26 protein-coding genes are annotated in these 26,511 nt (G+C 60.6%); 11 read left to right on the forward strand and 15 right to left on the reverse strand.

The features are described from left to right. Nucleotides 1–47: 47 nt before the first annotated feature. From GBK02_RS07350 to GBK02_RS07365, 4 genes are all read left to right on the forward strand, one after another. Nucleotides 48–356, forward strand: coding sequence for a hypothetical protein (locus tag GBK02_RS07350; RefSeq protein WP_203469077.1), 309 nt, complete (start codon nucleotides 48–50; stop codon nucleotides 354–356). Nucleotides 357–431: 75 nt separating this feature from the next. After that, entirely contained in the window at nucleotides 432–1,163 is a 732-nt protein-coding gene (rlmB, locus tag GBK02_RS07355; RefSeq protein ID WP_203469078.1) for a 23S rRNA (guanosine(2251)-2'-O)-methyltransferase RlmB, read from the forward strand. Further along, the gene (locus GBK02_RS07360) at nucleotides 1,138–2,061 is read left to right on the forward strand and encodes a DMT family transporter (protein WP_203469079.1); all 924 of its coding nucleotides are present in this window, start codon (nucleotides 1,138–1,140) and stop codon (nucleotides 2,059–2,061) included. The genes rlmB and GBK02_RS07360 overlap by 26 nt, the downstream gene beginning before the upstream one ends. 99 nt (nucleotides 2,062–2,160) lie before the next feature. Continuing rightward, a complete protein-coding gene (locus tag GBK02_RS07365; protein WP_203469080.1) occupies nucleotides 2,161–2,913 on the forward strand; it encodes an ABC transporter substrate-binding protein in 753 nt (250 codons plus the stop codon). 72 nt (nucleotides 2,914–2,985) lie between these two features. On the opposite strand, the gene GBK02_RS07370 is transcribed toward GBK02_RS07365, so the two are convergent. Genes GBK02_RS07370 through GBK02_RS07380 form a run of 3 tightly spaced genes read right to left on the reverse strand, consistent with a single transcriptional unit; the run spans nucleotide 2,986 to nucleotide 8,720 of the window. Further along, on the reverse strand, nucleotides 2,986–4,410 hold the full coding sequence (locus tag GBK02_RS07370; protein WP_203469081.1) for an efflux transporter outer membrane subunit: 1,425 nt from the start codon (nucleotides 4,408–4,410) through the stop codon (nucleotides 2,986–2,988). Then, nucleotides 4,407–7,541, reverse strand: a complete 3,135-nt coding sequence (locus GBK02_RS07375) for an efflux RND transporter permease subunit (protein WP_203469082.1) — start codon at nucleotides 7,539–7,541, stop codon at nucleotides 4,407–4,409. The genes GBK02_RS07370 and GBK02_RS07375 overlap by 4 nt, the downstream gene beginning before the upstream one ends. A 9-nt stretch (nucleotides 7,542–7,550) precedes the next feature. Then, nucleotides 7,551–8,720 (reverse strand): efflux RND transporter periplasmic adaptor subunit, encoded by a 1,170-nt coding sequence (locus tag GBK02_RS07380; protein ID WP_203469083.1) that lies wholly within the window; start codon nucleotides 8,718–8,720, stop codon nucleotides 7,551–7,553. A gap of 131 nt (nucleotides 8,721–8,851) precedes the next feature. Between GBK02_RS07380 and GBK02_RS07385 the strand changes: the two genes are divergently transcribed. Further along, a complete protein-coding gene (locus tag GBK02_RS07385; protein WP_203469084.1) occupies nucleotides 8,852–9,469 on the forward strand; it encodes a TetR family transcriptional regulator in 618 nt (205 codons plus the stop codon). Nucleotide 9,470: 1 nt separating this feature from the next. Here the strand turns inward: GBK02_RS07385 and GBK02_RS07390 are convergent, their stop codons facing one another. The 6 genes from GBK02_RS07390 to GBK02_RS07415 all read right to left on the reverse strand — a co-directional run bounded on the left by GBK02_RS07390 (nucleotide 9,471) and on the right by GBK02_RS07415 (nucleotide 16,162). After that, nucleotides 9,471–11,417 carry a GGDEF domain-containing protein gene (locus GBK02_RS07390; RefSeq protein WP_203469085.1) on the reverse strand — a complete coding sequence of 649 codons (1,947 nt, stop codon included), beginning with the start codon at nucleotides 11,415–11,417 and terminating at the stop codon, nucleotides 9,471–9,473. A gap of 7 nt (nucleotides 11,418–11,424) precedes the next feature. Next, nucleotides 11,425–12,231, reverse strand: coding sequence for an ABC transporter substrate-binding protein (locus GBK02_RS07395; protein WP_239003207.1), 807 nt, complete (start codon nucleotides 12,229–12,231; stop codon nucleotides 11,425–11,427). A gap of 110 nt (nucleotides 12,232–12,341) precedes the next feature. Beyond that, the gene (locus GBK02_RS07400) at nucleotides 12,342–13,679 is read right to left on the reverse strand and encodes a fused MFS/spermidine synthase (RefSeq protein ID WP_203469086.1); all 1,338 of its coding nucleotides are present in this window, start codon (nucleotides 13,677–13,679) and stop codon (nucleotides 12,342–12,344) included. Next, nucleotides 13,679–14,566, reverse strand: a complete 888-nt coding sequence (rarD, locus tag GBK02_RS07405) for an EamA family transporter RarD (RefSeq protein WP_203469087.1) — start codon at nucleotides 14,564–14,566, stop codon at nucleotides 13,679–13,681. Before rarD ends, GBK02_RS07400 begins: the two co-directional genes overlap by 1 nt. A gap of 12 nt (nucleotides 14,567–14,578) precedes the next feature. After that, nucleotides 14,579–15,265, reverse strand: coding sequence for a DUF599 domain-containing protein (locus GBK02_RS07410; protein WP_203469088.1), 687 nt, complete (start codon nucleotides 15,263–15,265; stop codon nucleotides 14,579–14,581). Between the two features lie 48 nt (nucleotides 15,266–15,313). Continuing rightward, a complete protein-coding gene (locus GBK02_RS07415; protein WP_203469089.1) occupies nucleotides 15,314–16,162 on the reverse strand; it encodes a DMT family transporter in 849 nt (282 codons plus the stop codon). A gap of 237 nt (nucleotides 16,163–16,399) precedes the next feature. Here GBK02_RS07415 and GBK02_RS07420 point away from each other — a divergent pair, with 237 nt between their 5' ends. Beyond that, nucleotides 16,400–16,624 carry a DUF3079 domain-containing protein gene (locus GBK02_RS07420; protein WP_203469090.1) on the forward strand — a complete coding sequence of 75 codons (225 nt, stop codon included), beginning with the start codon at nucleotides 16,400–16,402 and terminating at the stop codon, nucleotides 16,622–16,624. Nucleotides 16,625–16,628: 4 nt separating this feature from the next. Here the strand turns inward: GBK02_RS07420 and GBK02_RS07425 are convergent, their stop codons facing one another. Continuing rightward, the gene (locus tag GBK02_RS07425; RefSeq protein ID WP_203469091.1) at nucleotides 16,629–17,300 is read right to left on the reverse strand and encodes a pyridoxamine 5'-phosphate oxidase family protein; all 672 of its coding nucleotides are present in this window, start codon (nucleotides 17,298–17,300) and stop codon (nucleotides 16,629–16,631) included. A gap of 94 nt (nucleotides 17,301–17,394) precedes the next feature. Between GBK02_RS07425 and GBK02_RS07430 the strand changes: the two genes are divergently transcribed. The 5 genes from GBK02_RS07430 to GBK02_RS07450 all read left to right on the forward strand — a co-directional run bounded on the left by GBK02_RS07430 (nucleotide 17,395) and on the right by GBK02_RS07450 (nucleotide 21,900). Next, nucleotides 17,395–18,861, forward strand: coding sequence for a PLP-dependent aminotransferase family protein (locus GBK02_RS07430; protein ID WP_203469092.1), 1,467 nt, complete (start codon nucleotides 17,395–17,397; stop codon nucleotides 18,859–18,861). Nucleotides 18,862–18,950: 89 nt separating this feature from the next. After that, complete coding sequence (locus GBK02_RS07435) at nucleotides 18,951–19,577, forward strand: nitrogen fixation protein NifQ (RefSeq protein WP_203469093.1); 627 nt, start codon at nucleotides 18,951–18,953, stop codon at nucleotides 19,575–19,577. Nucleotides 19,578–19,579: 2 nt separating this feature from the next. Next, nucleotides 19,580–20,392 (forward strand): TOBE domain-containing protein, encoded by an 813-nt coding sequence (locus GBK02_RS07440; RefSeq protein WP_203469094.1) that lies wholly within the window; start codon nucleotides 19,580–19,582, stop codon nucleotides 20,390–20,392. Between the two features lie 24 nt (nucleotides 20,393–20,416). Beyond that, nucleotides 20,417–21,172 carry a molybdate ABC transporter substrate-binding protein gene (modA, locus tag GBK02_RS07445; protein WP_203469095.1) on the forward strand — a complete coding sequence of 252 codons (756 nt, stop codon included), beginning with the start codon at nucleotides 20,417–20,419 and terminating at the stop codon, nucleotides 21,170–21,172. Between the two features lie 101 nt (nucleotides 21,173–21,273). Continuing rightward, a complete protein-coding gene (locus GBK02_RS07450; protein WP_203469096.1) occupies nucleotides 21,274–21,900 on the forward strand; it encodes a LysE family translocator in 627 nt (208 codons plus the stop codon). 182 nt (nucleotides 21,901–22,082) lie between these two features. Here GBK02_RS07450 and GBK02_RS07455 read toward each other — a convergent pair whose 3' ends face one another. From GBK02_RS07455 to GBK02_RS07475, 5 genes are read right to left on the reverse strand one after another with little or no spacing between them, the layout of a single operon-like run. Beyond that, on the reverse strand, nucleotides 22,083–23,300 hold the full coding sequence (locus GBK02_RS07455; protein ID WP_203469097.1) for an MFS transporter: 1,218 nt from the start codon (nucleotides 23,298–23,300) through the stop codon (nucleotides 22,083–22,085). Continuing rightward, on the reverse strand, nucleotides 23,297–23,752 hold the full coding sequence (locus tag GBK02_RS07460; protein WP_203469098.1) for a chromate resistance protein ChrB domain-containing protein: 456 nt from the start codon (nucleotides 23,750–23,752) through the stop codon (nucleotides 23,297–23,299). The genes GBK02_RS07455 and GBK02_RS07460 overlap by 4 nt, the downstream gene beginning before the upstream one ends. Then, nucleotides 23,749–24,108, reverse strand: coding sequence for a hypothetical protein (locus GBK02_RS07465; protein WP_239003209.1), 360 nt, complete (start codon nucleotides 24,106–24,108; stop codon nucleotides 23,749–23,751). Before GBK02_RS07465 ends, GBK02_RS07460 begins: the two co-directional genes overlap by 4 nt. Before the next feature lie 35 nt (nucleotides 24,109–24,143). Further along, nucleotides 24,144–25,520 (reverse strand): chromate efflux transporter, encoded by a 1,377-nt coding sequence (gene chrA, locus GBK02_RS07470; RefSeq protein WP_203469100.1) that lies wholly within the window; start codon nucleotides 25,518–25,520, stop codon nucleotides 24,144–24,146. After that, nucleotides 25,517–26,455: a chromate resistance protein ChrB domain-containing protein gene (locus GBK02_RS07475; protein WP_203469101.1), complete on the reverse strand. Its 939-nt coding sequence runs from the start codon at nucleotides 26,453–26,455 to the stop codon at nucleotides 25,517–25,519. Before GBK02_RS07475 ends, chrA begins: the two co-directional genes overlap by 4 nt. Nucleotides 26,456–26,511: the final 56 nt, after the last annotated feature.

The raw sequence follows: 26,511 nt of genomic DNA on the forward strand, positions 1-26,511 counted from the left end.
CATGCGCCGGGTGCGGTGGCGGAGCGCGGGTCAAGTGTGAAGATCAATTGGTCAGCATGCTGGGGGATTTGCTGGCCTTCGTGCTCGATCACTTCAAGGTTGAAACGCAAATCATGCGGGATTCCCTGTTGCTGGTCGTCGACCGCGAAATTTGCGAAGCCCACATGGAAGACCACGCCGCAATTTCCGGAAAAGTGCTTGAGATCGTTGCTGCGCTCGATCCCCTCAACACGGTGGGGCGTATTCGTCAGCTTGATGTTCTGCTTGAGCAGTGGCTGAATAATCATATGGCCCTGCACGACAATATTCTGGCTCGCTGGGTTGAACGCGAGGACTCCGTCCTTCGCCAGAAGTAGCCCGACGATTCAATCCGCGGCACTGAATCGAGTGCCAGGCGTTAAAATCAGCCTTCCATTACCTCGAAAGTTTCCATGTCTTCCCGCCTGATTTACGGCTTTCATGCCGTAACCGCCAAGTTGCGCCATGATCCTGAATCGCTCAAGGAAATCATTATTGATGCTTCCCGGCAGGATGCGCGGGTGCGTGATTTGTTGCAGCATGCCGAATTGCAAGGCATCAAGATTATCGGCAGTGATGGCAAGCGGCTTGACGGCATGGCGCCGGGGGCAAAGCACCAGGGGGTGATTGCACGGGTTGAAGGCAGTCGAAAAGTGGCTCATCTCGACGATGTGCTGGATACCCTGGAGGAGCCGGCATTTCTTCTGGTTCTCGATGGCATTACCGATCCGCGCAATCTCGGCGCCTGTCTTCGTGTCGCGGATGCTGCCGGCGTCCACGCCGTGATCGCACCGAAAGACCGGGCCGTCGGCCTGACCGATGTTGCGGCAAAGACCGCCTGTGGTGCGGCAGAGAGCGTGCCCTACGTGATGGTGACCAATCTGGCCCGGACGCTGCGGGAACTCAAGGAGCGCGATATCTGGGTTCTCGGAACAGCCGGCGAGGCACCGAGCGATCTTTATGCGGCCGACTGGCCTGTTGCGACGGCCTGGGTGCTCGGCGCCGAAGGCGAGGGCATGCGCCGTCTGACACGTGAGAATTGTGATCAGCTAGTCAGTATTCCGATGCACGGCAGTGTCGAGAGCCTGAATGTTTCGGTTGCTGCCGGCGTATGTCTCTATGAGGCACGGCGTCGCCGCCCATGATCGCCTGCTGGCCAGGCTCTGCCGGATGACACATCGCCGCGCGGTGGCGCTGATGGTGCTGGTCACCTTGTTATGGAGTATTGCGGGCGTGGTTACCCGGCAGCTCCAGTCGGCCCACGGGTTTGAGGTCACTTTCTGGCGCAGTATTTTCAATGCCCTGGCATTGATCGTCGCCTTGAGTGCAATGCGCGGTCCGGTGGTCTGGCGCGAGTTGCTGCGGGCCAATCCCGTTGTCTGGATGTCGGGCGTCTGCTGGGCCTTGATGTTTACGGCATTCATGCTGGCCCTGACCTTGACTACGGTCGCCAATGTCTTGCTGACCATGGCGCTGGGCCCGATGGTCACTGCCATTTTCTCGCGTCTCTTCCTCAAGCAGGCGTTGCCCATGCGTACCTGGTCCGCAATCTTTATTGCGGCTCTGGGAATCGTCTGGATGTTTGGCGGACAAGCCGTCAGTGGCGTTTCTCAAGGCGGGGTTCTGGTTGCGGCAATTGTGCCGCTGGCCGGCTCGGTCAACCTGACGCTTTTGCAACGCGTCAGTCGCCGGGGTGCCGGGGCGCCGGATATGTTGCCTGCTGTTTTTATCGGGGCCTTGCTCTCAGCCGCGGCAACCTTGCCGGTGGCCTGGCCGCTCGATACCACCGTGCACGATCTGGGTTGGTTGGCTCTGCTGGGTGTCTTTCAGCTGGCCATTCCCTGCCTGCTGATGGTTCGCCTTAGTCGCCAGTTACCGGCGCCGGAAATTGCCTTGCTGGCGCTCCTCGAAGTCATCTTTGGCGTAGCCTGGGCTTGGCTGGGGGCGGGCGAGCAGCCTTCAAACCCTGTTCTGCTCGGTGGCTCACTGGTGCTGGGCGCATTGGTGATGAACGAAGTGCTGGGGCTGCGTCGGGCTAATTGATACTGTTCCTGTCGGCATCTTTTCGAATTTTGAATCGCGATAGGCGGCAGGAAATATCCGGGATATACTCGGCCCATCCCCCTATGACCTTAGCGATAGATGACTCCCGGTCGGTTTGTCCGCTTCTTTCTGATTTCTTTGCTGCCGCTGCTCTCATTGTCGGCAGCTAGGGCTGAGGTCGTATCTGCGCTGCGGATTGGCGTGCTGGAGGATGCGCCGCCATTGGCTTATCGCGATGCTAACGGCCAGCTAACCGGCTTCAGTATCAAAATTGCGCAGGCGCTGTGCGCCGAATTGAGTGTGCGCTGCGAATTGATCGTGACCCGGCTCGATTACCTGGTGGATGATCTCGCCGCCGGGCATTTCGATATTGCGGCAGTCGGTTTGCTCAACACGCCGGAGCGCCGTCAAAAAATCGCTTTTACCAAACCGGTCTATCGCTCGGTGACTGTCTGGCTGGCACGTGCCGGAGCCGAACCCGGCCAGCCCGGAATGCGGGTTGCCGCCTTCAAGGGGTCGGCGCAGGAAAATTATGCCCGGATGCGGGGCTGGGACGTGGTTGGGGCGCATACCGATATCCAGATGGTTGATCAGCTGGGGGCTGGTGTTGCGCAGGCCGTCATTGCGCCCTTGATGACCCTCCTCAACCTGCAAAAGGATCCGCGTTTTCTGAAGCTTGGGCTGACGCCCAGGGTGATGCAGGTGGCCGAGCTGGATGGTCTGGCCTGCTATGGCATCAATCTGCGCCGGGCTGACCTGAAAGGGCCGCTCGACGAGGCGATCGACAAGATCAAGCGGAATGGCGTCTATGACCGGATCAATTCCGAGTTCTTGCCTTTTCGGGTGAATTGAAAGCGCCCCGGTTTTGGGCCGATTGGCCCGGTCGACCGCGAAACAGGCGGCGAATCGACCGGGTGTCCGGATTCAGCGACTGTTTGCCGCGTCATCCTTCCAGCCGCCACCGATGGCCTTGAACAGATCAACGGCAGACGCCAGGCGAGCCTGACGGGTAGCGATCATGGCCAGTTGGGCATCGTTGTTGCTGCGCTGCGCATCGAGTACTTCCAGATAGCCGGAGTAACCCGCGGCATAGCGTCTCTGGGCCAGATCCAGTGCCTTTCCCGTACTTTCGACACGACGGGTCTGAGCGTTGTCGCTGTCGGCATTTTCACGCAGGCTGACCAGTGCATCGCGGACTTCCTTGAATGCAGTCTGCAAGGTGTTCTGATAGCTGATCAGGGACTGCTTGTTGATTGCTGCCGCCTGGTCGACGCGGGCAGAGGTGCGGCCAAAGTCGATTACCGGCATGAGCAGGCCAAGTCCGAGCGACCAGGTGCCGGCACCAGCACCGAACAGGTCGGACAGGCTCTTGCTTTCGCTGCCCAGGCTGCCGGTCAGCGAAAACCGGGGGAAGTAACCGGCTTTTGCAATACCGATGCCGGCATTGGCGGCGATCAGGTTTTCTTCTGCCTGACGGACATCCGGTCGGCCTTCGACCAGTGCCGAAGGCAAACCTTCCGGCGGAATCGGCGGCATCGGCAACTGGCGCAGGTCGCCGGCAGGGATTTCCAGTTCGGGATTACCGCTCAGCAAGGCCAGTTGATGGGCAAACAAGGCACGCTGACGACGCAGGTCGGCGATCTGCGCCTGCATCGCCGAGAGCGCACCCTCAGCCTGATATTGGTCGAGTGGCGAAACCAGGCCGGCATCGACCCGCGTCTTGACCAGCTTGAGGCTTTCCTGGCGGCTTTCCAGCGAGGCGGTGGTGATGGCAATTTCAGCATCGGCGGCGCGCAGCGCGAGGTAATTGCTGCTCACCTGGCCTGCCACGGTCAACCGGATGGAATCGCGCGAATAGCGGCTGGCCAGCAGGCTGGCTCGCGCCGCCTCATTGCTGCGCCGGACACGGCCCCAGACATCCAACTCGTAGGATGTCGTCAGTGAGGCACCCCGCGAATGCACGATTTTGGGTGAATTGGCCGACCAGGTGGCTGTTTTGGTACTCAGTTTGTTGTTGCTGCCGCTGGCTTGCCCATCGATTTCCGGCAGGAATGCCGCGCCGGCTTCGCGAGCGGCCGCTTCGGCCTGTTCCAGGCGGGCGACGGCCGTGCGTACATTGGCGTTTTGTTCGAGCGACTGTTCAACCAGACTGTTCAAGGTGCTGTCACCGAAACGCTGCCACCAGGCGGTATCAACGATGGTCGACTCCGGCAGGCTGACCGGTTCCGGCGAGGCTTTGCTGAAAACAGAAGGCAGCAGGCTGCTCGGGCGCAGGTAGTCCGGGCCGATGGCGCAACCGCTCAGTGCCAGGCTGATGGCCAAGGCGAGGGGAGTGGAAATCAATTTCATGCCTGTTCTTCCTTGGCGACGTTCGGTTCTTCGGTCAGGTGGGAGGGCGACATCTGCTTGCCGCGTTCCAGCCACTTGAAGAAGAGGGGGACGAAAATGGTAGCGATGAATGTGGCTGCGAGCATCCCGCCGAAAACACCGGTCCCCATCGATTGACGGGCCGAGGCGCCAGCACCACTGGCCTTGACCAAAGGGAATACGCCGAGCACGAAGGCCAGCGAGGTCATGATGATCGGACGCAGACGCAGACGGGCCGCTTCGAGTGCGGCTTCTGCCGCGCTCATGCCTTCAGCGTATTTCTGGGCAGCGAACTCGACGATCAGGATGGCGTTTTTCGAGGCCAGGCCAATCAGCACGACCAGACCGATCTGGAAGTAGATGTCGTTCGGCATGCCGCGTAGCCAGATTGCGGTCAGGGCGCCCATCAAGGCGAACGGCACGGCCATCACGACGGCGATCGGCAGCGACCATTTTTCGTACTGGGCGGCCAGAATCAGGAAGACCATGATGATGGCGAAGCCGAAGGCCTGCAGCGAAGAGCCGGAACTGCGCTTTTCCTGGAAGGCCTGGCCGGTCCAGGCGATTTCATAACCGCTGGGCAGTGCTTCGGCGGCAACTTCTTCGACAATACGGATCGCATCGCCCGAGCTGACGCCCGGCTTGCTGTCGCCCATCACCTTGGCCGCAACAAAACCGTTGAAGCGCTCGACCTGTTCCGGGCCGACGACGTTCTTGATCTTGCTGACGACGGACAGCGGAATCATCGCATTGCTTGTCGTGCTGCGCACATAGACCTTGCCCAGATCGTCCGGCTTCATGCGGTAATTCTGTTCCGCCTGGAGCTGAACGCGATAGACGCGACCGGCCTTGTTGAAGTCATTGACGTAGAGGGCACCCATCGTGCTCTGCAGGGTTTCATAGATGCTGGCCAGCGGAATGCCGAGCGCCAGTGCCTTGGGTTCGTCCACTTCGACGAAAAGCTGTGGCACCGTCGGGCGGAAGAAGGTGCTGACCCGGGTGAACTCGGGGTGCGTCTGCAAGGCGGCCATGAAGGCCTGCGTGACTTCGTTCAGCTTGGCTGCATCGCCATCGACACGATTCTGGACATAGACCTCGAAACCACCTGCAGTACCCAGGCCCATGATCGGGGGCGGATTGAAGACCAGACCCATGCCATCCGACTGCATCATACCCATGCCCATGAACTTGCCGGCCAGATCCTGCGCCTTGGCTTCACGGTCGCTCCAGTCCTTGAGCGGAATGAACATGGTGCCGGCATTCGGCTTGTTGCCGCCGCCGATCAGGTCGAAGCCCGAAACGACGAAGGTGTGCTTGACGGCCGGATCGCTGGCCACCATCTGACGCATGTTCTCACCCATTTTCTGGGTGCGCTTCAAGGTTGCACCGTCCGGCAGCATCAGTGCAGAAATCAGGTAGCCCTGATCTTCCGAGGGAACGAAGCTGCCCGGAATGATGCGGAAGAACAGCGCGGTCGACCCGATTACCAGGGCAAAAATCAGCGTGCCGATGATGCCGTGGCGCAGCGTCAGGCCGACCGTTTTGGTATAGCTTTCGGTGAAACGCTCGAAGGCCCGGTTGAAGGGAGCGAACAGCTTGTTTTCCGTGTGCTGGGCCTTGAGCAGCAGGGCGCACAGCGCCGGCGTCAGGGTCAGTGCGACGACACCGGAAAGCACCACGGCAACGGCCACGGTTACGGCAAACTGCTTGTACAGCTGGCCGGCGATGCCGCCGAGGAAGGCGACCGGGATGAACACCGCGCAGAGCACCAGCACGATGGCGACCAGTGCGCCGGAAACTTCCTGCATGGCCCGAATCGCCGCTTCCCGGGGAGGCAGCTTTTCTTCGGCCATCAGGCGTTCGACGTTTTCAAGCACGACGATCGCATCATCGACCACGATACCGATCGCCAGAACCATCGCGAACAAGGTCAGCGTATTAATCGAGAAACCGAACAGCCACAGGCCGGCGAAGGTGCCGATCAGCGAAATCGGCACGGCAACCATCGGAATCAGCGTGGCGCGCCAGCTTTGCAGGAAGATGTAGACCACGGCGAGAACGAGCACCATGGCTTCGATCAGCGTCTTGACCACTTCGTTGATCGAGGCCGAGACGAAGCGTGTCGTGTCGAACGGAATGACATAACCCATGCCTTCCGGGAATTTCTTCTTCAGTTCGTCCATCCGCTTGGTGACCTTTTCGGCCACTTCCAGCGCATTGGCGCCGGTCTGCAGGAAAACACCCATGGCGATGGTCGGCTGGCCGTCAAGCGTGACCTGCTGGTCGTAGCTGTAGGCACCGAGTTCGATATTGGCGATATCCTTCAAGCGCAGCACGCCGCTCGGGCCGCTGGCACGAATGACGATATTGCCGAACTCTTCCGGTGTCAGCAGGCGGCCCTTGGCGGTCACGGTATAGACCAGCATCTGGTCGCCCGGCGCCGGTTCCTGGCCGATCTTGCCAGCCGCATTCTGGGCATTCTGCGCCTTGATCGCGGTCGACACGTCGCTGGTCGTCAAACCCAGTTGCGCCATGCGGTCCGGCTTCAGCCAGACACGCATCGAGTAATCCTGGGCGCCGAAAATCGTGACGTCACCGACGCCCTTGACCCGCTTCAGTTCATCGACGATGTTCAGGCTGGCGTAATTGGACAGGAAGAGGGTGTTGTATTTGCCCTTGTCCGACTCCAGTGCAACCACCTGGAGAATGTCGTTCGAACGCTTCTGGACAATCACCCCGTTGCGGCGGACTTCTTCCGGCAGACGCGGCTCGGCCGCTTTGACCCGGTTATTGACGTTGACCGAGGCAATGTCGACATTGGTCCCGACATCGAAGGTTGCCGTGATCGTCACGACACCGTTTGCCGCAGCCGACGAGGTGAAGTAACTCAGGTTCTCGACCCCGTTGAGCTGCTCTTCAATCGGGGCAGCGACGGTGCGGGCCAGCGTTTCGGCCGAGGCACCCGGGTAGGTGGCGGTGATCAGGACGGTGGGCGGCGCGATTTGCGGATACTGCGCAATCGGCAATACCTGCGAAGCAACCAGGCCGGCAATCACGATGATGATCGAGATGACCGAAGCAAAAATGGGTCGGTTGATGAAAAATCTGGACATGACTGCTCCTTAGTCTTTCTTCGCCGGGGCGGCAGCAGCCGGTGCTTCCTTGGCCGGTGCAGCCGCCGGTGCCGGTGCGCCCGGCTTTTCGCCCGGGCCATGCGGTGCCACCGGTGCACCCGGACGCAGCTTCATCAGATTGTCGATAATCACCTTGTCGCCAGCCTTCAGGCCGCCGAGGACGATCCAGTCCTTGCCGCGCCATTCGCCGAGCTGAACCGGACGCGGAGCAACCTTGTCTTCGGCGCCGGCCAGCATGACGATCGGACCTTGTTCGGTCTGGATCACGGCCGGTTGCGGAACGAGGAAGACGCCGTCGCGTTCGCCGGTGAGCAGGCGAATGCGGACGAACTGGCCGGGCAGCAACTGATTGTCGGCATTATCAAATTCGGCACGCAATTGCTGGGTACCGAGCGTGGTATCGATATTGCTGGCCAGGAAATTCAGTTTGCCCGGATTCGGATAAACCTCGCCATTCGGCAGGATCAGTTCAACGCCGGTCACGTTCTTGCTCGTCAGGCGGCTGTTCGGGAACTTGGCCAGATCGCTTTCGCCAAGGCTGAAGCGGACCCACAGCGGATTCATCTGGTAAATCGAGGTCAACAGGCTGTCGGCACCGATGCTGATCAGGTTGCCTTCCGACTTGGCGGCACGGCCGGTGGTGCCGCTGACCGGGGCGGTCACGGTCGTCCACGACAGATTCAGCTCAGCCTGGCGCAGTGCGGTCTGGGCAATTGCATTGGCCGAAACGGCGTCGTCGTAATCTTTCTGACTGATCGCCTTGGCTTCGATCAGGCCTTTCAGGCGGTTCATTTCACGGGCAGATTGCTCAGCCTTGGCCTTGGCATCGGCCAGGGCGATTTCATACGTTGAACGGTCGATCTGGAAAAGTGGCTGGCCGGCCTTGACGGTTTCGCCTTCCTGATAAAGACGCTTGACCAGAATGCCACCGACGCGGGCGCGGACTTCGGTCTCGCGTGCGCCTTCGGTCTGGGCCATGATCTCGATCGAACTGGGCACGCGCTGCGGTTGTACTTCCAGCACGGTGACAGGCATCGGACCGCGCGGTGGGGCGGCCGGCGCTTTGTTGTCGGAGCAGCCGACCAGCACGGCGGCACCGAGTGCGGCGCTGATGATGAGCGAAAGAGTGCTACGGCGTGGCAGGTTTGCGACATTCATGGGGATTACTCCAAACGTTGTTTTCGCTTATTATATACATTCAGGGATGTATGTAAATGTTTCGATAGTCATGCTGGTATGGCTTAAGATTTGAGCAAGCCTAGCTGAAATAGTGCTGCAGGGAGAAAAAAATGGTCCGTAAAACCAAGGAAGAAGCGGAAAAAACCCGTAAACAGATTATCGATGCAGCGCGTGCCGTTTTTCATCAGCATGGCGTTGGCCGGTCGACTCTGGAGAAGATCGCTCAAGCTGCTGGCGTGACGCGCGGTGCGGTCTACTGGCATTTCAAGGACAAAGCGGAATTGTTCTTTGCCATGCGCGAAGATGTGTTCGTGCCGATGCACGAGCGGATCGACGCGATCCTGTTTTCAGAGAACTACGAAAATCCACTGGATGCCATCGAGGCGTCGCAGATCGAATTTTTCCGCGTGCTTGAAGATTGCCCGGTTGTCCGCGAAGTTTTTGAAATCATGATCCTGCGTTGCGAGTATGTCGCCGAGTTTGCCGGTGTCCAGGTTGAAGCCAATCGCCCGGCGCTTGAATATCTCGAACGTATTCAGCGGGTTTATTTCCGGGCCGCCGATAAGGGAACGTTACGCGCCGGACTTGATCCGGCGACCACCGCACGCGACACCTGGGCGTTTACCAGCGGTTTGTTGCACTTGTTGCTGGGTTGCAAGCTCGACAGCGAAATGGTTCGTCAGATTCCGCAGATGATTTCGACGCACATGGCGCTGCGTCGCTGCTGATTCAGTGGCTGCGGTTGGCTGCCAGTTCGATGCCGTCCCGACCGTTTTCCTTGGCGCGATAAAGCGCCTGGTCGGCGTGTTTGGTCAGCGTGACTTCATCCTCGCCATCCTCTGGGAAAACCGCCACGCCGAGGCTGCAGGAAATCCGCATTTCCAAACCGTCGACCGCGAAAGGCTGCCGCAAGGCGAGGCGGATTTTTTCGGCCAGGGCTGCCGCATCATTGGCATGACTCAGGCTGGGTAGCAAGATGATGAACTCGTCGCCACCGATCCGGCCGGCTGTGTCGGAGGCGCGGATCGATTCTTTCAGGCGATGAGCCACGGTTTGCAGCACGCGGTCGCCGACGGCGTGGCCGAAATGATCATTGATCGGCTTGAAGTTATCGAGATCGAGAAAGATCAGCCCGACTTGCTCGCCGTGCCGTTTGGCGCGCTCAAGCTCCAGTTGCAGGCGGTCGCTGAACAAGGCCCGGTTGGGCAAATCGGTTAGTGCATCGTGCTGGGCCATGTGGCGGATGCGTTCTTCACTGGCCTTGCGCTGGCTGATGTCGGAAATGGTGCCGATCATCCGCAGCGGTGTTCCATCGGCGTCGCGCTCGGCCACCATGCCGCGGAACAGGATCCATTTCCATGTTCCGTCATCGCAGCGAATCCGGTGTTCGATGACACAGGTGGCATCCCGGACTGGCGGGCCGGACAGGCATTGATCGATCGCCGCCATGACGTTCGTCCGTTCATCCGGCGCCATGCGCTCGGTCCATTCATCGATGCTGTGAGCCGTGCCGGGCGGGCATCCGAGGATTTCATCCCAGCGTTGCGAGGTCAGGGCCTGGCGACTGTTCAGGTTCCAGTCCCACACGCCGTCACCCGCACCTTCGAGGGCAAAAGCCCAGCGCCGCTCGCTTTCACGCAGTTCATTGGTCATCGTTGCCGCCAGTGCGACAGCGCGGGCCTTGCCGCTGGCGAGCAGCCAGGCCAGCAGCGTCAGCAGGAAGCTGAGTGAAATGCCGGCCAGTGCAATCAACTGGGCGGCATCGCGCCCGAAGTGGTTTTTGAATTGCTCGCTGGCGCTCATGCTCAAGGTCCAGCTATGGCCGGCGATGACCAGGTATTCCTGTGCCTTGAGTGTGCTGTTTTGCGCGGCACGGTCGGGTTGTCCTGAACGGAAAAGCAGGGTGGCATCGGTGGCAATCACGCCATCGTGCAGGGTCAGGGAAAGTCCTGCCGCTTGTTCGCCATAAAGGCTGGCCATCAGGTCGTTCAGCCGGAATGAGGCAAAAACCCAGCCGATCAGGGCGGCCCGGCGTTGATCGACGCTTTCGGTCGGCTGGTTGGGGGCGTAGATCGGGATGTACATGATGAAGCCGGGCTGAACGTCGGTATCGTTGTCCACCGCCAGCCTGACCTTGCCGGAAATGGCTGCCGTGCCCGAGTCGCGCGCTCTGGCCAGTGCTTCCCGGCGGATCGGATCTGACCAGGGATCGAATCCGGGATTGATCTGGTTGCGTCCGATATAGGGTTCACGCTGGATGACCGGGGTGTACATGTCGCGCGCGCCGTCCGGTTCGATGCGGTAATTGGCAAATCCGGCCTGGCGCATCGCGGCAATATGACTTTCCTTGCGGGCGGCGGTGACCAGTTCGGCAATCCCGATGGTCTGGACGCCGGAGAAATTGGCATCCAGGCGCAGGGCGTCGACATAATTGCGAAATACCTGGCGATTGATTGTGCCGGTTGCGGCGATCAAGCCCTGGACGCCGCGCAGCATCTGTTCGTAGGCGGCCATGCGTTGTTCGATCCGGCTGCCGGCATCGCGCAGGGCAAAATCAAAGCGTGAGCGCAACTCCTTGTCGGCGGCCTGCTGTTCGTGATTCCAGCTCAGCCAGGTGGTGCCGAGCGTCGCAACCAGTATCAGCCAGGGTAAGAGGATCAGGCGCCAGGAACGCATGGTGGTTTCAGAAATTGACCAAGGCGGCGGCCAGGTCGGCCTTGAAGTATTTTTCGAATATTTTCCGGACGCTGCCGTCAGCCCGCATCGCATCGACCAGGGCTTTCCACTGCGCCTGTTCTGCCGCAGAAAGCGCCTTGTTCGACATGATCAGGCCATGCAGGACGGGCGGGTCGGGAAATTCGATGATCTGGCTCTGGTCGCGGATATTGCGTTCTTCGAGTGCCGGATAATCGAAAGGTTCGATGATCATTCCCTGGATGTGGTTGAGCATCAAGGTCTGATACAGCGGAGACAGTCCGCCGGCCTGCGTGACGCGCCGGGCTTCGAGCAGGCGGTCGACCAGGATGTTGGCCGTTTCGCTGTAGCGGAAACTGCGGATGATGCCGAGTTGAAGCTTGTCGTTGCGTTCAAAATCGGCCAGCGTCCGAACGCCGCTGTCCTTGCGAACCAGCAGGTAATACTTGTTGGTGAAATACCAGGCGAAACCGGCGAAACGCTTGCGCTCCGGGTTGGTGATGCCGGAGAGGCTGAAATCGAGTGCGCCGGATTCGATCAATTGCCAGATACGGGCGCGTGGCATCAGGCTGACCGTGACTTTGCAGCCGCTGCGCCGGATCAGTTCGTCGGAAAAATCCTTGTCGATGCCGCTATTGGTGTCGGCCGAATAGAGCAGGCCGTGGTCGTGCAGGGCGAGCGTGTAGCTGCGCGAGCAATCGGGGCCGGCTGCGCTGGCGCCAAGCGAAAGAGCCAGCAGCGCTGCACCGAGGAGCGGGCGAACCAGGCGCTTCGCAGTCAGAAAGCAGATCGTCACGGTGAACACCTTTCACGGGCCGAAAACAGGGTGAGTCATGGAGGCGTTGCTTAAGTATCCATGAGCCTTGCCGGGCGCGTCAATTGGCGATTTCCCTTGTTTCGGGCGGTTCAGCGAAGGCGGTCGAGGTCGGCCCGGTTTTTTTCGTCAGCATAAATGCCGGTGGCAATCGGCTGGCTGGAGGCAAAGCAAGTGAGTTCAACGTTCGCCAGCGTTTTTGCCTTGTGCAGCACGTCGACCGCGCAACGTCCGAAAACATGTTCGATGGTTGCCAGCAGATTGCGGGCGTACGGTGTTTCCAGCTTGCCGTCGAGGATCAGGTTGGCCAGCAATACGCCATCCGGTGCCATGACGCGGCGTGTCGCGCGCCAGAACTCCTGGGTGACGAGGTGGCTGGGGATCGAGGTGTGCGAACTGAAAACGTCGACCACGACGGCATCGAAACGCTGGTCTGTCGTGGCGATGAAGCGTCGGGCATCATCCACGATGAACTCGCCGCGTGCGGCTTCGTGCAGGAAGTGTTTTTCGGCAATCTCGCGGATAGCCGGGTCGATATCGACGTAGGTGTAGTGGTTGAGCGGCTCGCGGTGCGACAGCGTGAAACCGCCGGCGCCGAGGACGAGGATGCGTTTGTCCCTGAAGCCCAGGTCGTCGAGCAGGATCTGGCGCAGATGTCGGATATAGCGCGTGTAGTTGGGTGGCTCGCTGTCGTCGATCAGCGAGGCGGCCGATTGATTGACCCAGAAAGCGCGCGGATTTTGCTGTTTTGGCAGGTCGACCGGGCTGATCGTGTAATCGGCATAGGCCGTGTCGGCGGTGACCGGCTGCTGGATGTTGAAGCCGATGGCGAGTGCCGCGGTCAACGCTGCCGCCAGGGCAAATTTCGGCTTTCCACGTTCGAGCAGCCCGGCGCCGATCAGCAGGCACAGCGTACAGGCCAGGATGGCGGCAGAGACGCCGAGCCATTGCATGACGAGCAGCGACAGGCTGAGTGAGCCGAGGAAGGAGCCGAGTGTGGACCAGTAAAGCGCCGTGCCGCTGGCTTCGCCGGTTCGGGCGTGCTGCATCAGGTTGGTCAGGATGGGCACGGTCTGGCCGAGCAGCCAGGCGAGCGGGCAGAGGATGCCGCCGATGAAAAACAGGTAAGCGACGAGTACCGGTTGCAGGTGGGCAAACAGCCAGTCGACGCTGATGCTGGCCAGGCCTAGTCCGGCCAGTAGTGCAGCGATCAGGAAATTGCGTCCGACGATGGCGCTGTAGTTGCCGGTAACGCGCGCCCCGGCGGCGTAACCGAGGGCCAGCGCAAGCAGGAAGAAGCCGATGGTTGGTGCGGTGACAATGATCGAACTGCCGATGTGCGGAAGCAGCCGGCGCAGCGCAATGACTTCGGCGCCGAGCGAGCAGAATCCCTCGATGAAGACGATGGCGTAGATCAGGCGGGGCGACATCAGCCGAGCTTCCTGTATTTCTGCCAGGCGCTCCAGCTGAAGAAAAACAGGCCGATCCAGATCAGGCCGAAACTGATCAGCCGCGCACTTTGCATCGGCTCGCCGAACACCCAGACGGCGGTGAGGAATTGCATCGTCGGGTTGATGTACATCAGCATGCCGACCGTGGCCAGGTCGAGTCGTTGCGTCGCGGCGGCGAAAGCCATCAGCGGTAGCGCGGTCAGAATTCCGGCGCCGACCAGCAATAGCGCGGTCGACGTGTCCGCTGTGACAAAAACGCTGTGGCCCTGCTGGCTTTGCCACAGCGTATACAGCAGGCAGACCGGCAGCATCGCCAGGGTTTCGAGCCATAGTCCGGACAAGGCATCGACCGGCACTTGCTTGCGCACCAGCCCGTAGGTGCCGAAGGTGGCGGCCAGAATCAACGAGACCCAGGGCAGGCTGCCGAGCGTGATGATTTCATTGCCGATGGCGGCCAGGGCCAGCCCGACTGAAATCCACTCCAGCCGGTTCAGTCTTTCCTTGAGGACAGCGAGGCCGAGCAGCACATTGACCAGCGGTGTCAGAAAATAGCCGAGGCTGGAGGCAACGACTTGCTGGTTGGCCACGGCCCACAGGAAAACCAGCCAGTTGCTGCCGACCAGCAGGGCGGCCAGGGCGAGCATGGCGAACTGTCGGGGTTGGCGGAAAACGGCGCGGACCTTGCCCCAGTTGCCGCGCAGCGAAAGCAGCAGGCCGACAAAAAGGCAGGCCCAGACGGCGCGGTTCGACAGTACATCCATCGGCGAAACATGCGCCAGCTGGCGAAAGAAGAGCGGGAAAAAGCCCCAGATGCCGTAGGCCAGCAGACCGAAGCCGATGCCGGCCAGATGGGTTTTCGAATTCACGGCGTTGCCGGCCTAGTCGCGCAGTACGGCCAGGGCCGGCGAGGCGTAGTCGCGCCGGTAGAGAATGATCAGGACGCCGATGGCCAGCGCACCGAGCAGGGCGGGGTGGAGCAGCCAGCCCGATCCGGCCAGCCCGAAATAGTAGGCGCGGATGCCGCGATTGAAGTCGTCGCCGGCCAGGTTATTGGCACCGGCAACTCGCTGTGCGTAAGCATCGATTTTTGGATCGCCTTGCTGCCCCATCGGCGCGGCGCCCACCAGGATCGAGAGCAGATTGAACTGGCGCAGCGACCAGGTGAATTTGAAGTAGGCAAACACAAAGCTGGCGAGCAGCAACATCAGCTTGATTTCAAGCAGTTCGCGATTGCCCGCGCCGCCGAAAGGCAGTTCGGCGGTGACGCTGATCAGCTTGTCGGCGGCGCCCAGTGCCGCCACCATGCCGGCGATGATGTAGATCGTCGTGTTGGCATAAAAGGAAACGCTGGTCATCAAATTGCCGATCAGCGTTGAATCCATCACTCGCGTATCGCGCGCCAGCATCTGGTAAGCCCACTGCAGGCGAAAGTTCCGGCTGGTGCCGATCAGCCCCTTGGCGCCCCAGCGGCTATGTTCGGAAAACCAGCCGTAACCGGCCCAGCTGCCAAAGAAAATGGCCAGCGAAAGCCAGTCGACCGCAGAAAGGTGAGGAAGTGCATGCATGGCCGGCAGTGTGCCACAAGGCAGGCAGGCCGCGCAGCCCGTTTCGGTTCAGCGTGGGCGCTCCTTGCCGCCGATGACCAGTGCAATGCCGCCAAGAATTGCCGCCGAACTCAGGGCCAGAGACCAGCTGACCGTCTCGCCGAGAAAGAGGATGCCGCCAAGAGCGGCGAGCACTGGCACGCTCAGTTGCACCGTGGCCGCGTGGGTTGCAGCCAGGCCCGGCAATACGGCATACCACAGTGCGTAACCGAGGCCGGAAGCCAGGCCGCCCGAGGCCAGGGCATAGATCACGCCAGCACTGTCGAGGCGGGCCAGCGGCAGTGTGGCCAGGCTGAGCAGGGCGGCAAACGGCAGGGTACGCAGGAAGTTGCCGGCCGTCGCCAGGGTCGGGTTGCCCAGCCGCTTGCCGAGCAGGGAGTAAATTCCCCAAGCCACGCCGGCGCTTAGCATCAGGGCCGCACTGTCGGGGGGCGGTGCGCTTAGTCCCGGGGTCAGCAGGGCCAGCAGGCCGCTGACGGCCAGTCCCAGCCCGGCCATTTGCCAGCCATGCAAACGCTCGCCGCGCCACAGGCCGACGCCAATCATCGTTACCTGCACGGCCCCGAACAGCAGTAAGGCGCCGGTCGCGGTCGGCAACTGGATGTAGGCATAAGAAAAACCGGCGGCGTAGATGAAGAGTGCCGTTGCTGCCGCCCAGCTGCCGCCAGCCGGACCGGCCGGGCCGCGCCAGCGGACGATCAGCCAGAGCACCAGCGCCCCGCTGGCCAGGCGCAAGCCGGTAAAGCTGCCGGCATCGATGCCGCTTGTTTTCAGCGCCAGTCGGCAGAGTAGCGAATTGGCGGCAAAAGCCGTCATGGCCAGGGCAACCAGAAAAATCAGGCGTCGGTGATGCGGCATGGCGAAAATCCTTGGCTAGTGTGGCGGTCAAATCCTGAAGGTTGTGCGCGGAACAGTGCCATCAAGGCTGGCAATATCCTTCGGTCAAGGCCGTGTCGAATTTGTGAAGATACAGATATTCGGGGGTTTGTGAGTTACATCCTGTTTTGTGTCGAGTATCAAATCTTTTGCAGCAAGACCGGTTTAGTATTTCCGGGTTGATTGAAAGTCTCCTCTGCCGGATATTCAAAGCACCCGATGGCCAAGAAATTTCCCCTCCATCCCAAACACCCTGAACGCATTTGCTGGGGGTGCGATAAATATTGCCCGACCAAGGATCTGCAGTGTGGAAATGGTTCGGGACGTACCCAGCATCCGGCTGAAATGCTGGGGGACGACTGGTACCTGTGGGGCGATTGGGGCATCGAGGATGCCCCGGACCCAACGGCAGATTCCTCCGCCACCGATACGCCAAAAGCCTGAGCATTCATTCGGATTCAAATGAGTTTTCGCTCCGGCAGTCAAAGCGGGTGGCGGGAACTTCACTGACCTTGCTGTCTTGCTCCGCGAGCGGTCTGCCGAGCCGTGTGTTCAACGGAATCACGCCGGCCCAGACAGGCCAGGCCAGATCTTCTGCGTCGTCCTTGACGCCCCAGTTGCGTACCTTGGCCGAGGCTTCGTCCAGCGCTATCCGCAACACGCTGGTGGCGTTCAGTTCCTTGTCGTTGATCGGGCGCAGCGTCTCCCACCGTTCGGGATACAGGCCATCGATCAGCGCTTGCAGGCTGCGTTGTTTTTCCCGAGGGTCGGTGACGGCTTCAAAGCGTCCATAAATCACCACCGAGCGGTAATTCATCGAGTGGTGCAAGGCTGAACGTGCCAGCACCAGGCCATCGGCCAGCGCGATGGTGAGGCAGGCCTCGCCTTCGGTCAGCGCCTTGAGCATGCGTGATGCCTTGGCGCCGTGGATGTACAGGTGTTGACCGTCGCGCCAGTGCAACGTTGGAATGGCGTGTACCGATCCATCGATCTGGAAGGCAACGTTGCACATCAGCGCGGCGTCGACGATGGCTGCGATGGCGTCGGTGTCGTAGCTGGCGCGCTCGGGCATCCGGCGGATGCGGGTACGTGGCGATGGGGCGGCGGATTTGTCAGACATGATGGTAGTGCTCCAAGAGGTGTCGATGGCCGTACTCTAAGGAGATCGTGGTACCTTTTGCAGTGCCACGATTCTGCTTGTTTATGGAGCCACGATGGAGCTTGACTGGCTGCTTGCCCCGCCTTTACCCGAAAGCATGTCGCGCCAACGCGTGATTTATCACCGTTTGCGTGACGCCATCCTGTCGGGCCAACTCGTGTCGGGTACGCGTCTGCCTGCCAGTCGAAGCCTGGCCGCGTCGTTGAAAATTGCGCGCAACACCGTGCTGTTTGCCTACGAGCAACTGCTTGCCGAAGGGTGCCTGCTGGCTGATCGCCAGGGGACGCGCGTGGCTTCGTTTCCGCGCCGGGGCCTTGCCTCGCCGGATAGTCCGGCGGCGCCTGCCTCCACGCTGCAACTCTCCCGCCGTGCTGCTGCCGCATTGCAACCCGAGCCGGCGCGTGAGGCTGCGGTGTTGCCCTTTGCGCCCGGTGTGCCGGACTATGGCGCCTTTCCCTTCCGCCGTTGGCGCGCCTGTCTGGAGCGTGCGTGGCATGATGCCGGTTGGCGCCAGTTAGGCTATGCGGCGTACGGCGGTGACCCGGTATTGCGTGCGGCGGTGGCCGGCCATCTCACCACGGTGCGCGGTTTCGCGGTCGACGCCGCGCAAATCGTCATTACCAGCGGGACGCAGGCGGCCCTCGATCTCTGTGCCCGACTGCTCGGCGACCACGGCGATATCGTCTGGGCCGAGAATCCCGGATATCTTGCCGCCCGTGTTGCATTCGGTCTGGCCGGGCTGCGTGTGCATGACGTCCCGGTCGATGCCGAAGGCTTGGCTCCTGACGAAAATGACTGGGACGCGCATCCTCCCCGCCTGATCACGATCACGCCATCACACCAGTATCCCACCGGCCGCGTCATGTCGCTGGCCCGCCGCCTGGCATTGATCGAGCGTGCGCAGCGCACCGGTGCGTGGATCATCGAGGATGATTACGACAGCGAGTTTCGTCGTGCCGGCCCGGCGCCACCCGCACTGTTCGGCCTGCAAGCGGATGCCCCTGTCGTGTACGTCGGTACGTTCAGCAAGACACTGTACCCCGGCCTGCGTCTCGGCTACCTCGTGCTGCCCCGTGCCGTGGCGGCCGACTTCGCCCGGGCCGCCGGTCAGGCGACACGTGCCGGACAGGGGGTTGAACAGCGCGCACTGGCCGATTTCATCCTGCGTGGCTACTACACCCTGCATTTACGCCGCATGCGCACACGTTATGCGGCGCGACAAATGGCATTGCGCACGGCGCTGCGCGATGCCTTCGGGCCATCCCTCGAGCTCTCGGGCGGTGAAGCCGGCCTGCATCTGGTGATGTGGTTGCCGAACGAGATACACGATGCCGAAGTGGTCAGGCATGCGGCGGGTTTGGGGCTGGGCGTTCGCGCGCTGGGTGACTACACGCGTGCGCCGCTGCGTTGCAACGGGCTTGTGCTCGGCTACGGAAATCTTGCGGAAGGCATGATCGCAGCGTGCGTGCAGCGATTGGTCAAGGCGATTGCATCCAGTACCCAGGCTGCGGCCGAGCGTTGATCAGGATCGATTGATTGCGGCTTGGCATTGCCTTGGCTGGATTTCGTTATATCATGTTGTATATAACGAAACGCCGGAGGCCGTTCATCATGCTTGTTGCGCTGAATCCCGATGGGTTCAACCAAGGCAAGGCAGCACCTTTGTGGCCAATGTTCAAGTTGCGCTCGCTCAGCAGCGTGCAGCCGCGACATTTTTCCGTGCCTTTGTCAAAACCGGCAAGCCGGCATGCGCTGCGGGCCATGGCTCAGGTGATTCGCTCGGCACATCTGGGCGATTTGCCGCTTTTCGCCGCGACGCTTGGGCTGACGGCAGATGAATTTCAGGAACTGCTGCATGAGGATGTGCAGTTTCTGTCTCCCAGGCTTCCTCCAGAATTGCTCGATGCCTGGTTGCCCGAGCAGTTTCTGCCGCTGGTTTCCCTGCTTTGGTCTTACCGTGCAAGCGATGATCGGCTGGCTCGATGGCTCAGCCATACGCTTGCTGCTGCGTGCTACGGTCGTCAGCATTTGTGGCAGGACCTTGGCTTCAACAGCAGGGACGATGTGTCGCGCCTGATCGGCCAATGGTTTCCGGGATTGGCCCGCCTGAACAATCGGGATTTGAAATGGAAGCGTTTCCTGTTCGAGCAACTGGGAAAACGCCAAGGCCAGCCGGGGCTGCGGCCTCCCGCTTGCGGGGACTGTGATTCGTATCGAACTTGTTTTTCAGGGAATTGAGCATGATGGATGACGCACAAGCTATTGCCCTGAAGGGCAACCTCTGGATGTCGGTCGGTGAGCAGAGTTTCGGTGGACACGGACGGGTTCAACTGCTGGCCCTGGTTGCCGAACTGGGATCGATCACCAAGGCGGCCAAGGCGATGAAGATGAGCTACAAGGCCGCCTGGGACGCCATCGACCAGATGAATTCACTGGCCGGAGAATCCCTCGTCGAGCGCACGACAGGCGGCAAGGGGGGCGGATCGACGCGGCTGACCGAACGCGGCCGCCAACTGATCACCAATTTTCGCCAGATCGAGGAAGAGCATAAACGCTTCATCGAGCAACTCAGCGCGCAGGCTCAAGGCCTCGTGGATGACTTTATCCTGATCAGGAGACTTAGCATGAAAACTAGCGCACGCAACCAGTTCCTCGGCATCGTCGCCGCCATCAAACCCGGGGCGGTCAATGACGAGATTGATATCGAACTGCCCGGTGGCGAACGCCTGGTGGCCACCATCACCAGCGAAAGTACCCAAAATCTGGTGTTGACCGTGGGAAGCGAGGTCTACGCGCTGATCAAGGCGCCATCGGTGATGGTCATGTTGCCGCATGCCGGGTTGCGACTCTCGGCGCGCAACCAGTTGGCCGGCAAGGTTTCCCGCCTGCATCCCGGGGCCGTCAACACCGAAGTGCTGATTGAGCTGCCCGGTGGCACCAGCATCACGGCGATGGTGACTAATGAAAGTGTCACCTGTCTCGAGCTGGCGGTCGGTGTCGACGCAGTCGCTGTCTTCAAGGCATCGAGCGTCATTCTTGGCGTTCCGGCCTGAATATTTCGTAAGGAAAAAATAGCCATGATCCATTTTCACTCAACCATTTCAGTCCTGGCGACGACTTTTCTGATGGCTCAAGCAGCCACGGCCGAGGAGGTTTCGCTTGCCGTAGCGGCCAATTTCACCGCGCCCATGCAGAAAATCGCCAGCGAATTCGAAAAGGATACGGGCCACAAGGTAACGCTGGCCTTCGGTGCAACCGGCAAGTTCTACGCCCAGATCACCAACGGCGCGCCCTTCGAAGTGTTCTTGTCGGCTGACGACGAGACCCCGGCCAGGCTCGAAAACGAAGCCCAGGCCGTCAAGGGGACGCGCTTTACCTACGCGATCGGAAAGCTTGTGCTTTGGTCTGCTGCCCCCGGTTATGTCGATAATCAGGGGGATGTTCTGGCCAAAGGGAATTTCAGGCACATTGCGCTGGCCAATCCCAAAACGGCACCTTACGGCGCTGCCGCGATGGAAACCCTGAAAGCCATCGGGCTTGCCGACAAGGTGCAAGCCAGGGTGGTCCAGGGAGAAAATATTACCCAGACGCATCAGTTCGTCAGCACGGGCAACGCCGAACTCGGCTTTGTCGCCCTTTCGCAGGTCTTCAAGGATGGCACCCTGACGGGCGGCTCGGCGTGGATCGTGCCGCCCAGGCATTACTCGCCGATTCGCCAGGATGCGGTGCTCTTGAACAAGGGGCGCAACAATCCGGGCGCCGTGGCGTTGATCGGCTATCTGAAGGGTGAGAAAGCGAGAGGCATCATTCGCTCCTTCGGTTACGAGCTGTAAATGCAAACTTGTGACGGATGGCTAATGCCCGGTTCGGGACCTGATCCTGCGCCAAGGGAAGAAACGTTACACTGGCCGGATTCATTCGTGCCGAGTTAACCATGCTATCCGTCGAACAGTTTTTCGGCTTCCTGTTGGCCGCCTCCTTGATTACCCTTGCACCGGGCCCGGATAACCTGATGGTCCTGGGCATCGGCATGTCCAAGGGGCGCCGGGAAGGGATTGCCTTCGGATTGGGCTGTGCGTTGGGTTGCCTCAGTCACACCCTGCTGGCGGTTGTCGGTGTCAGCGCGCTGATCGCCTCTTCCGTCGAGGCTTTTACCGTACTCAAGATCTGCGGCGGGCTTTACCTGGTGTGGCTGGGTATCAATGCGCTGCGCAGTGCAGGGGGCGCAAGCATCAGGGGCGATGGCGGCGATCGAAAGACACCGGGAGCGCTGTTTCTGAAAGGCATTCTGGCCAACGTGATCAATCCGAAAGTCATCCTGTTTTTCCTGTCATTCCTGCCCCAGTTCGTTGTCCCCGCCAATGGCAGCGTGACCCTGCAGATGGCGATGCTGGGCATTCTCTTCACCCTGCAAGCGGCAGTCATTTTTGGCCTGCTGGGCTATTTCTCCGGGGCGGTCGGCCAGTGGGTCAATGCCAGCCCGCGTGTCGGCGTAGCGCTGGATCGCCTGACCGGCGTGATTTTTGTCGGACTGGGCCTGCGCTTGATGGCCAGCCGGTAAGCACCCTTTGGTCGCCTTGGTCTGGCTCCCGGGGTGGCGGAGGTGAAGTTGCGTTTTGTTGAGCGTCGAATTGGATCCGACTTGGCTGGCTTGAATCGACCCATCTCGGGTATTCCAGCCCTGATTGGGCCAGGTCGGCGTCAGTGCCTATTGTTGCCATAAAACATTCCGGCTGCCGAATCTCAAGCGCCTTGATCGTGTTGTCGAAATGCCTTCCAAAGCATCAGGTCATAGCCAATCTTCAAAACTCCGCAAGCGACCAAGGGGGCGGCAAGCCAGCCTGCCGCAAACAGTGCACCACCTATCGTTGGGCTGATGGCCGAGGCTAGGCTGCGGGGAACTGCTGTAAAGCTTGCCGCCGCTGCGCGCTCTGCCGGTGTCACCACCTCCATCACGAAGGCACTGCGTACCGGCACATCCATCTGCGACAACAAGGCCCGAATGAATAGCAGTGCAAACGCCAGTTCGAGATTTGGTACAAATGCCGCCGCGATGAGGCAGATGCTGGCCGGGATATGGGTGAACACCATCGTATTCACCAAGCCAATGCGCTCGGCCACTTTCGGTGCAATCAACTGCGACATCGCAGACAATAGCCCGGCCCAGAAGAAAAAGCTGCCCGCGGCCAGTAGCGTCAGGTCGAAGCGTTGAAAGAACCAAAGCGCCATCAAGGCGTTGATGGCTAGACCCCCCGCGAAGGAGTCCAGCGAAAACAGCAGCGCCAGACGGACAACGATGTCCTTCGATTCGCCAAGCGGCTGTGGTGGCGGTGCCTCGACTTCATGCTCTGGTGCCGGCAAGCTGCGATAGAGCAAGCAGACCACGCCGCCAACCAGGCCATAGAACACGAACATCACGCGGAATGCTGTCAGTTGTTCGATACCAAGGGTCGTCATTAGCAGTTGCGGCACGCCGGAGGCCAGCGCACCCAGTGCGGCAAACAGAGCACCCAGCAAGGAGTAGCGGGCGAACAGGGCGGTTCGCGCCGCACCTTGGCTGGACTCGGCCAATCGAGCATGTTCCAGTGGCAGAAACACGCTGACATCCCCCGAGCTTGGATTCAAAGTGCCTACGAAAGCGACCAGGAGCAGTGGCCAAAATGTCGACACGCTGGCGAAGGATAGCCCGGTACCGAGCATGAGTAGCGCCGCGCCAAGTAGCAGGCGACGGTGATGGAAACGATGGCCCCATGCGCCTACCGCCAGTGTGGCCAGCGCCGACCCCAGCAAAGTGGCCGTACTCAGGATACCCACCTCCAGCGTGCCGAAGCCGAGCGTCAACAGATAGGCCGGCAGCAACACCGCTACATAGCCATCGGCAAAGGCCCTCAGTGCTTTACCCACCAGAAGTGGCAGAACTGCACGGTCAACACCCTCAGGCAGCAACCATCGACCAATCATTTGAGCCCCAGGAACCGGCCGACTTGCTTCAAGGGCGTATCGCCGCACCATGCGTAGAGCGCATCGTAGATGACCATGCCGTGGGCCAGCATCTCATGGTCGTCGGTGAAGTTGAGCGACAGTCCCTTGGAAATAGCCAGCAGACCAACCGCTTCCTTGGCCAGCTCAGGCTGTCCACAATCGGCACCGCGCACGATGAGCGCCAGCTTGTTGAGTGCCGTATCCTGCAGTTGATACTTGGCAATAAACGCATCGAAGCTGCACTGGTCGCCATGGTGACCCAACTCGACGTTGGGCACGTCGTAGGGAATGGCTCCGCTCTCGGTCGCAATCCGCATCACGTCGCCGGCCGGCACGTAGAGAAATTCCGGGCGTTCATCGACAAACCGGCTGACCAGCCAGGGGCAGGCGATGCGGTCAATCTTGGGGCGTTCGCGTGTAATCCATTTCATCGGAGCTGCTCCATCGAGTTGGGGGGAAGCGGGGTCAGGTTGCCGGACAGCATTTCCTGGCCATCCAGGAATAAGCGGACAGCTTGGTTTTGCTGGCGAACCTCATAGCATTCCTCGGGGTCTTTGGACTTCGCCCAGCGCCAGCAAAGCTGATTGCCGGTAACCCGCCAATGTCCTTGGGCAGGCTTGCCCATGTTCATGCCTCGTAATTCCCCATTCACCAGGAATTGATAGCCGAAATGCACGCCATCGCCGAAGTCCCGGTTGGCGAAGGCTTGGGTGAGCGCGTTGCCGCGCAGCGTCACCCAGCTATGGTCGGTTGCTCTCGCATGGAAAACGACCGCCAGGGTTGCCACAGCGATGAGCCATCGCACAGCTCGCATACCGTGGCTCACAGGACGAATGTTTTCACCAGGAAGCCGATCACGGCACACCCGGCAATCACATGGATGACGTTCGCCTTGAAGCGGAACAGGGCAATGGCGGCTCCCAGCGCAATCAGTGAGGACAGCCACTCGAACGAACCTTCGAATCCCTTCGGCCACAGGACGTGGTAACCAAAGAACAGCGCCAGATTGAGGATGACGCCGACGACGGCCGCCGTGATGGCGGTCAGCGGTGCGGTGAATTTCAGGTCGTTGTGGGTCGTTTCGATGAAAGGTCCGCCCATCAGGATGAAAACGAAGGACGGCAGGAAGGTGAACCAGGTGACCAGCGTGGCTGCGACGGCACCGGCCAGAAACAGGCCATCCGGGCCGAATGCCGCCCGTATTTCTGCACTTTGGTAGCCCCCGACAAAGCCGACGAAAGTGACGACCATGATCAACGGTCCCGGCGTCGTTTCACCGAGCGCCAGACCGTCGATCATCTGGGTCGGGGATAACCAGCCGTAGCCACCGACCGCTCCTTGATAGACGTAAGGCAGCACGGCATAAGCGCCACCGAAAGTCAGTAGCGCCGCCTTGGTGAAAAACCAGCCCATCTGCGTCAGGGTGTGCTCCCAACCGCAAGCGGCCGTCAGCATTCCCATCGGCACCAGCCACAGCAGGCAGCCGATCAGGGCGACCTTGATCATCTTGTGCCAGGCGAACAAGGCATGTTCCGGGGTTGGCGTATCGTCGTCGATCAGCGCCCGGCCAAAGGATTTGTGGCTCTGGCCATGTCCGCCGCCGGCCTGGAATTTGCCCGGTGCAATGCGTCCACCGCAGTAACCAATGGCTGCGGCAGCCGCGACGATGGCCGGAAACGGGACATTGAGGGCAAAGATAGCGACAAAGGAGGCTGCGGCAATGGCCCACAGCACATTGTTCTTCAAGGCGCGCGAGCCAATGCGGTGTGCCGCCTGAACGACGATGGCGGTGACGGCCGGTTTGATCCCGTAGAACAGGCCGGCGACCAGCGGCATGTCGCCAAAGGCGATATAGACCCATGACAAGCCGATCAGGATGAACAACGAAGGCAGCACGAACAGGCCGCCGGCAATGATGCCGCCCCAGGTGCGATGCATCAGCCAGCCGATGTAGGTGGCCAACTGCTGAGCCTCCGGCCCCGGCAGCACCATGCAATAGTTGAGCGCATGCAGGAAGCGGCGTTCCGATATCCAGCGTCGGCGCTCGACCAGCTCCTGATGCATGATGGCGATCTGCCCGGCCGGGCCGCCAAAGCTGATGAAGCCCAGCTTCAGCCAGAACATGAAGGCTTGCCAGAGGCTGACCTCGGCGGCTTGTATTGCTTGTGCGTCGTTTTTGTCGTTCAGGGGCGGGGTCATGATTGCCGGTCTTTCTCGAAGGAGGTCAGTAATCCATCGAAAATATTGCTGGCCATGGCCAGAAGCCGATCGTCGTCGGGAATGGTGTCGCGCAAACCGGCCAGTACGCTTTCGATGCCGGCTGCTTCTGGCGGCTGTATGCCGCCCACGTCAAGAAAATGGACCAAGGCCCCCAGTCGTTGCAGGGCCGGTGTTTGCAGATCGAAGCTGGCCAGCAGCACTTCGAAGCTGACTCGGGCGCCGGCATGCGTGAACCGGGCACCGTCGAAATCGAAGCCCAGCGCCTCGGCCGGGCAATCCGCCGGTGTCGCCAGCCAGTGGATTTCGGCATGCGGGTCGATTTGCCGGCGGATCAACCAGGCGCAGGCCAGCCGGTCGACCCAGGGGCGTTGCCGCGTTGCCCAGAGCCGTCCCTGGTAATCCTGCCGATTCAAGCGGACGATGGCTTGATCGACCGGATGCGGTTCATCGGGCGACAAGGCCCGGGCTGTCCGCTGTTCGAGTTGGCGCAATGATTCGTCGACCTGTTTCTGGGCTTCGCCGGGGAAAAAATCAATCGCTGCCAGATGGACGAACGTCTTGCGCAGTTTGCGCGCCTGCTTCTGGATCTCGTTGGCTGAGTCTGCGTTCAGTCCGTCATCGGCCAGCGAAATGTCGCCCTGCAGGCTCGCAAAATCCGCGCTACGGTCGAAGAGCGCCACGAAATTCCCGTTGTCGGGTTCGTCAAGACGAGTCATCAGCGCGCTTCCTGCCGCCTCACGAATTTCAGCGGCCACGGTACTTAGCGTTGCCCGGCAATCTGGCCGCTCCGGCATCAGATAGACGCCATCCCGGAGAACCGCGGCACCGGAGGCCTTGAGGCTGCGCCAGGCGCGCATGCGTGCCGTCGCGTTTTCGGTGGGCAGGCTGGTGATCAGTGCAATCCATGTGTTCATGGAAGCTAGTTTAATAAAATGTAGATTATTCTACAAATTTGTTCATATTTTATATT

It is taken from the genome of Dechloromonas sp. TW-R-39-2, from assembly GCF_016864195.1.
In the GTDB taxonomy this organism is placed as follows: Bacteria; Pseudomonadota; Gammaproteobacteria; order Burkholderiales; family Rhodocyclaceae; genus Azonexus.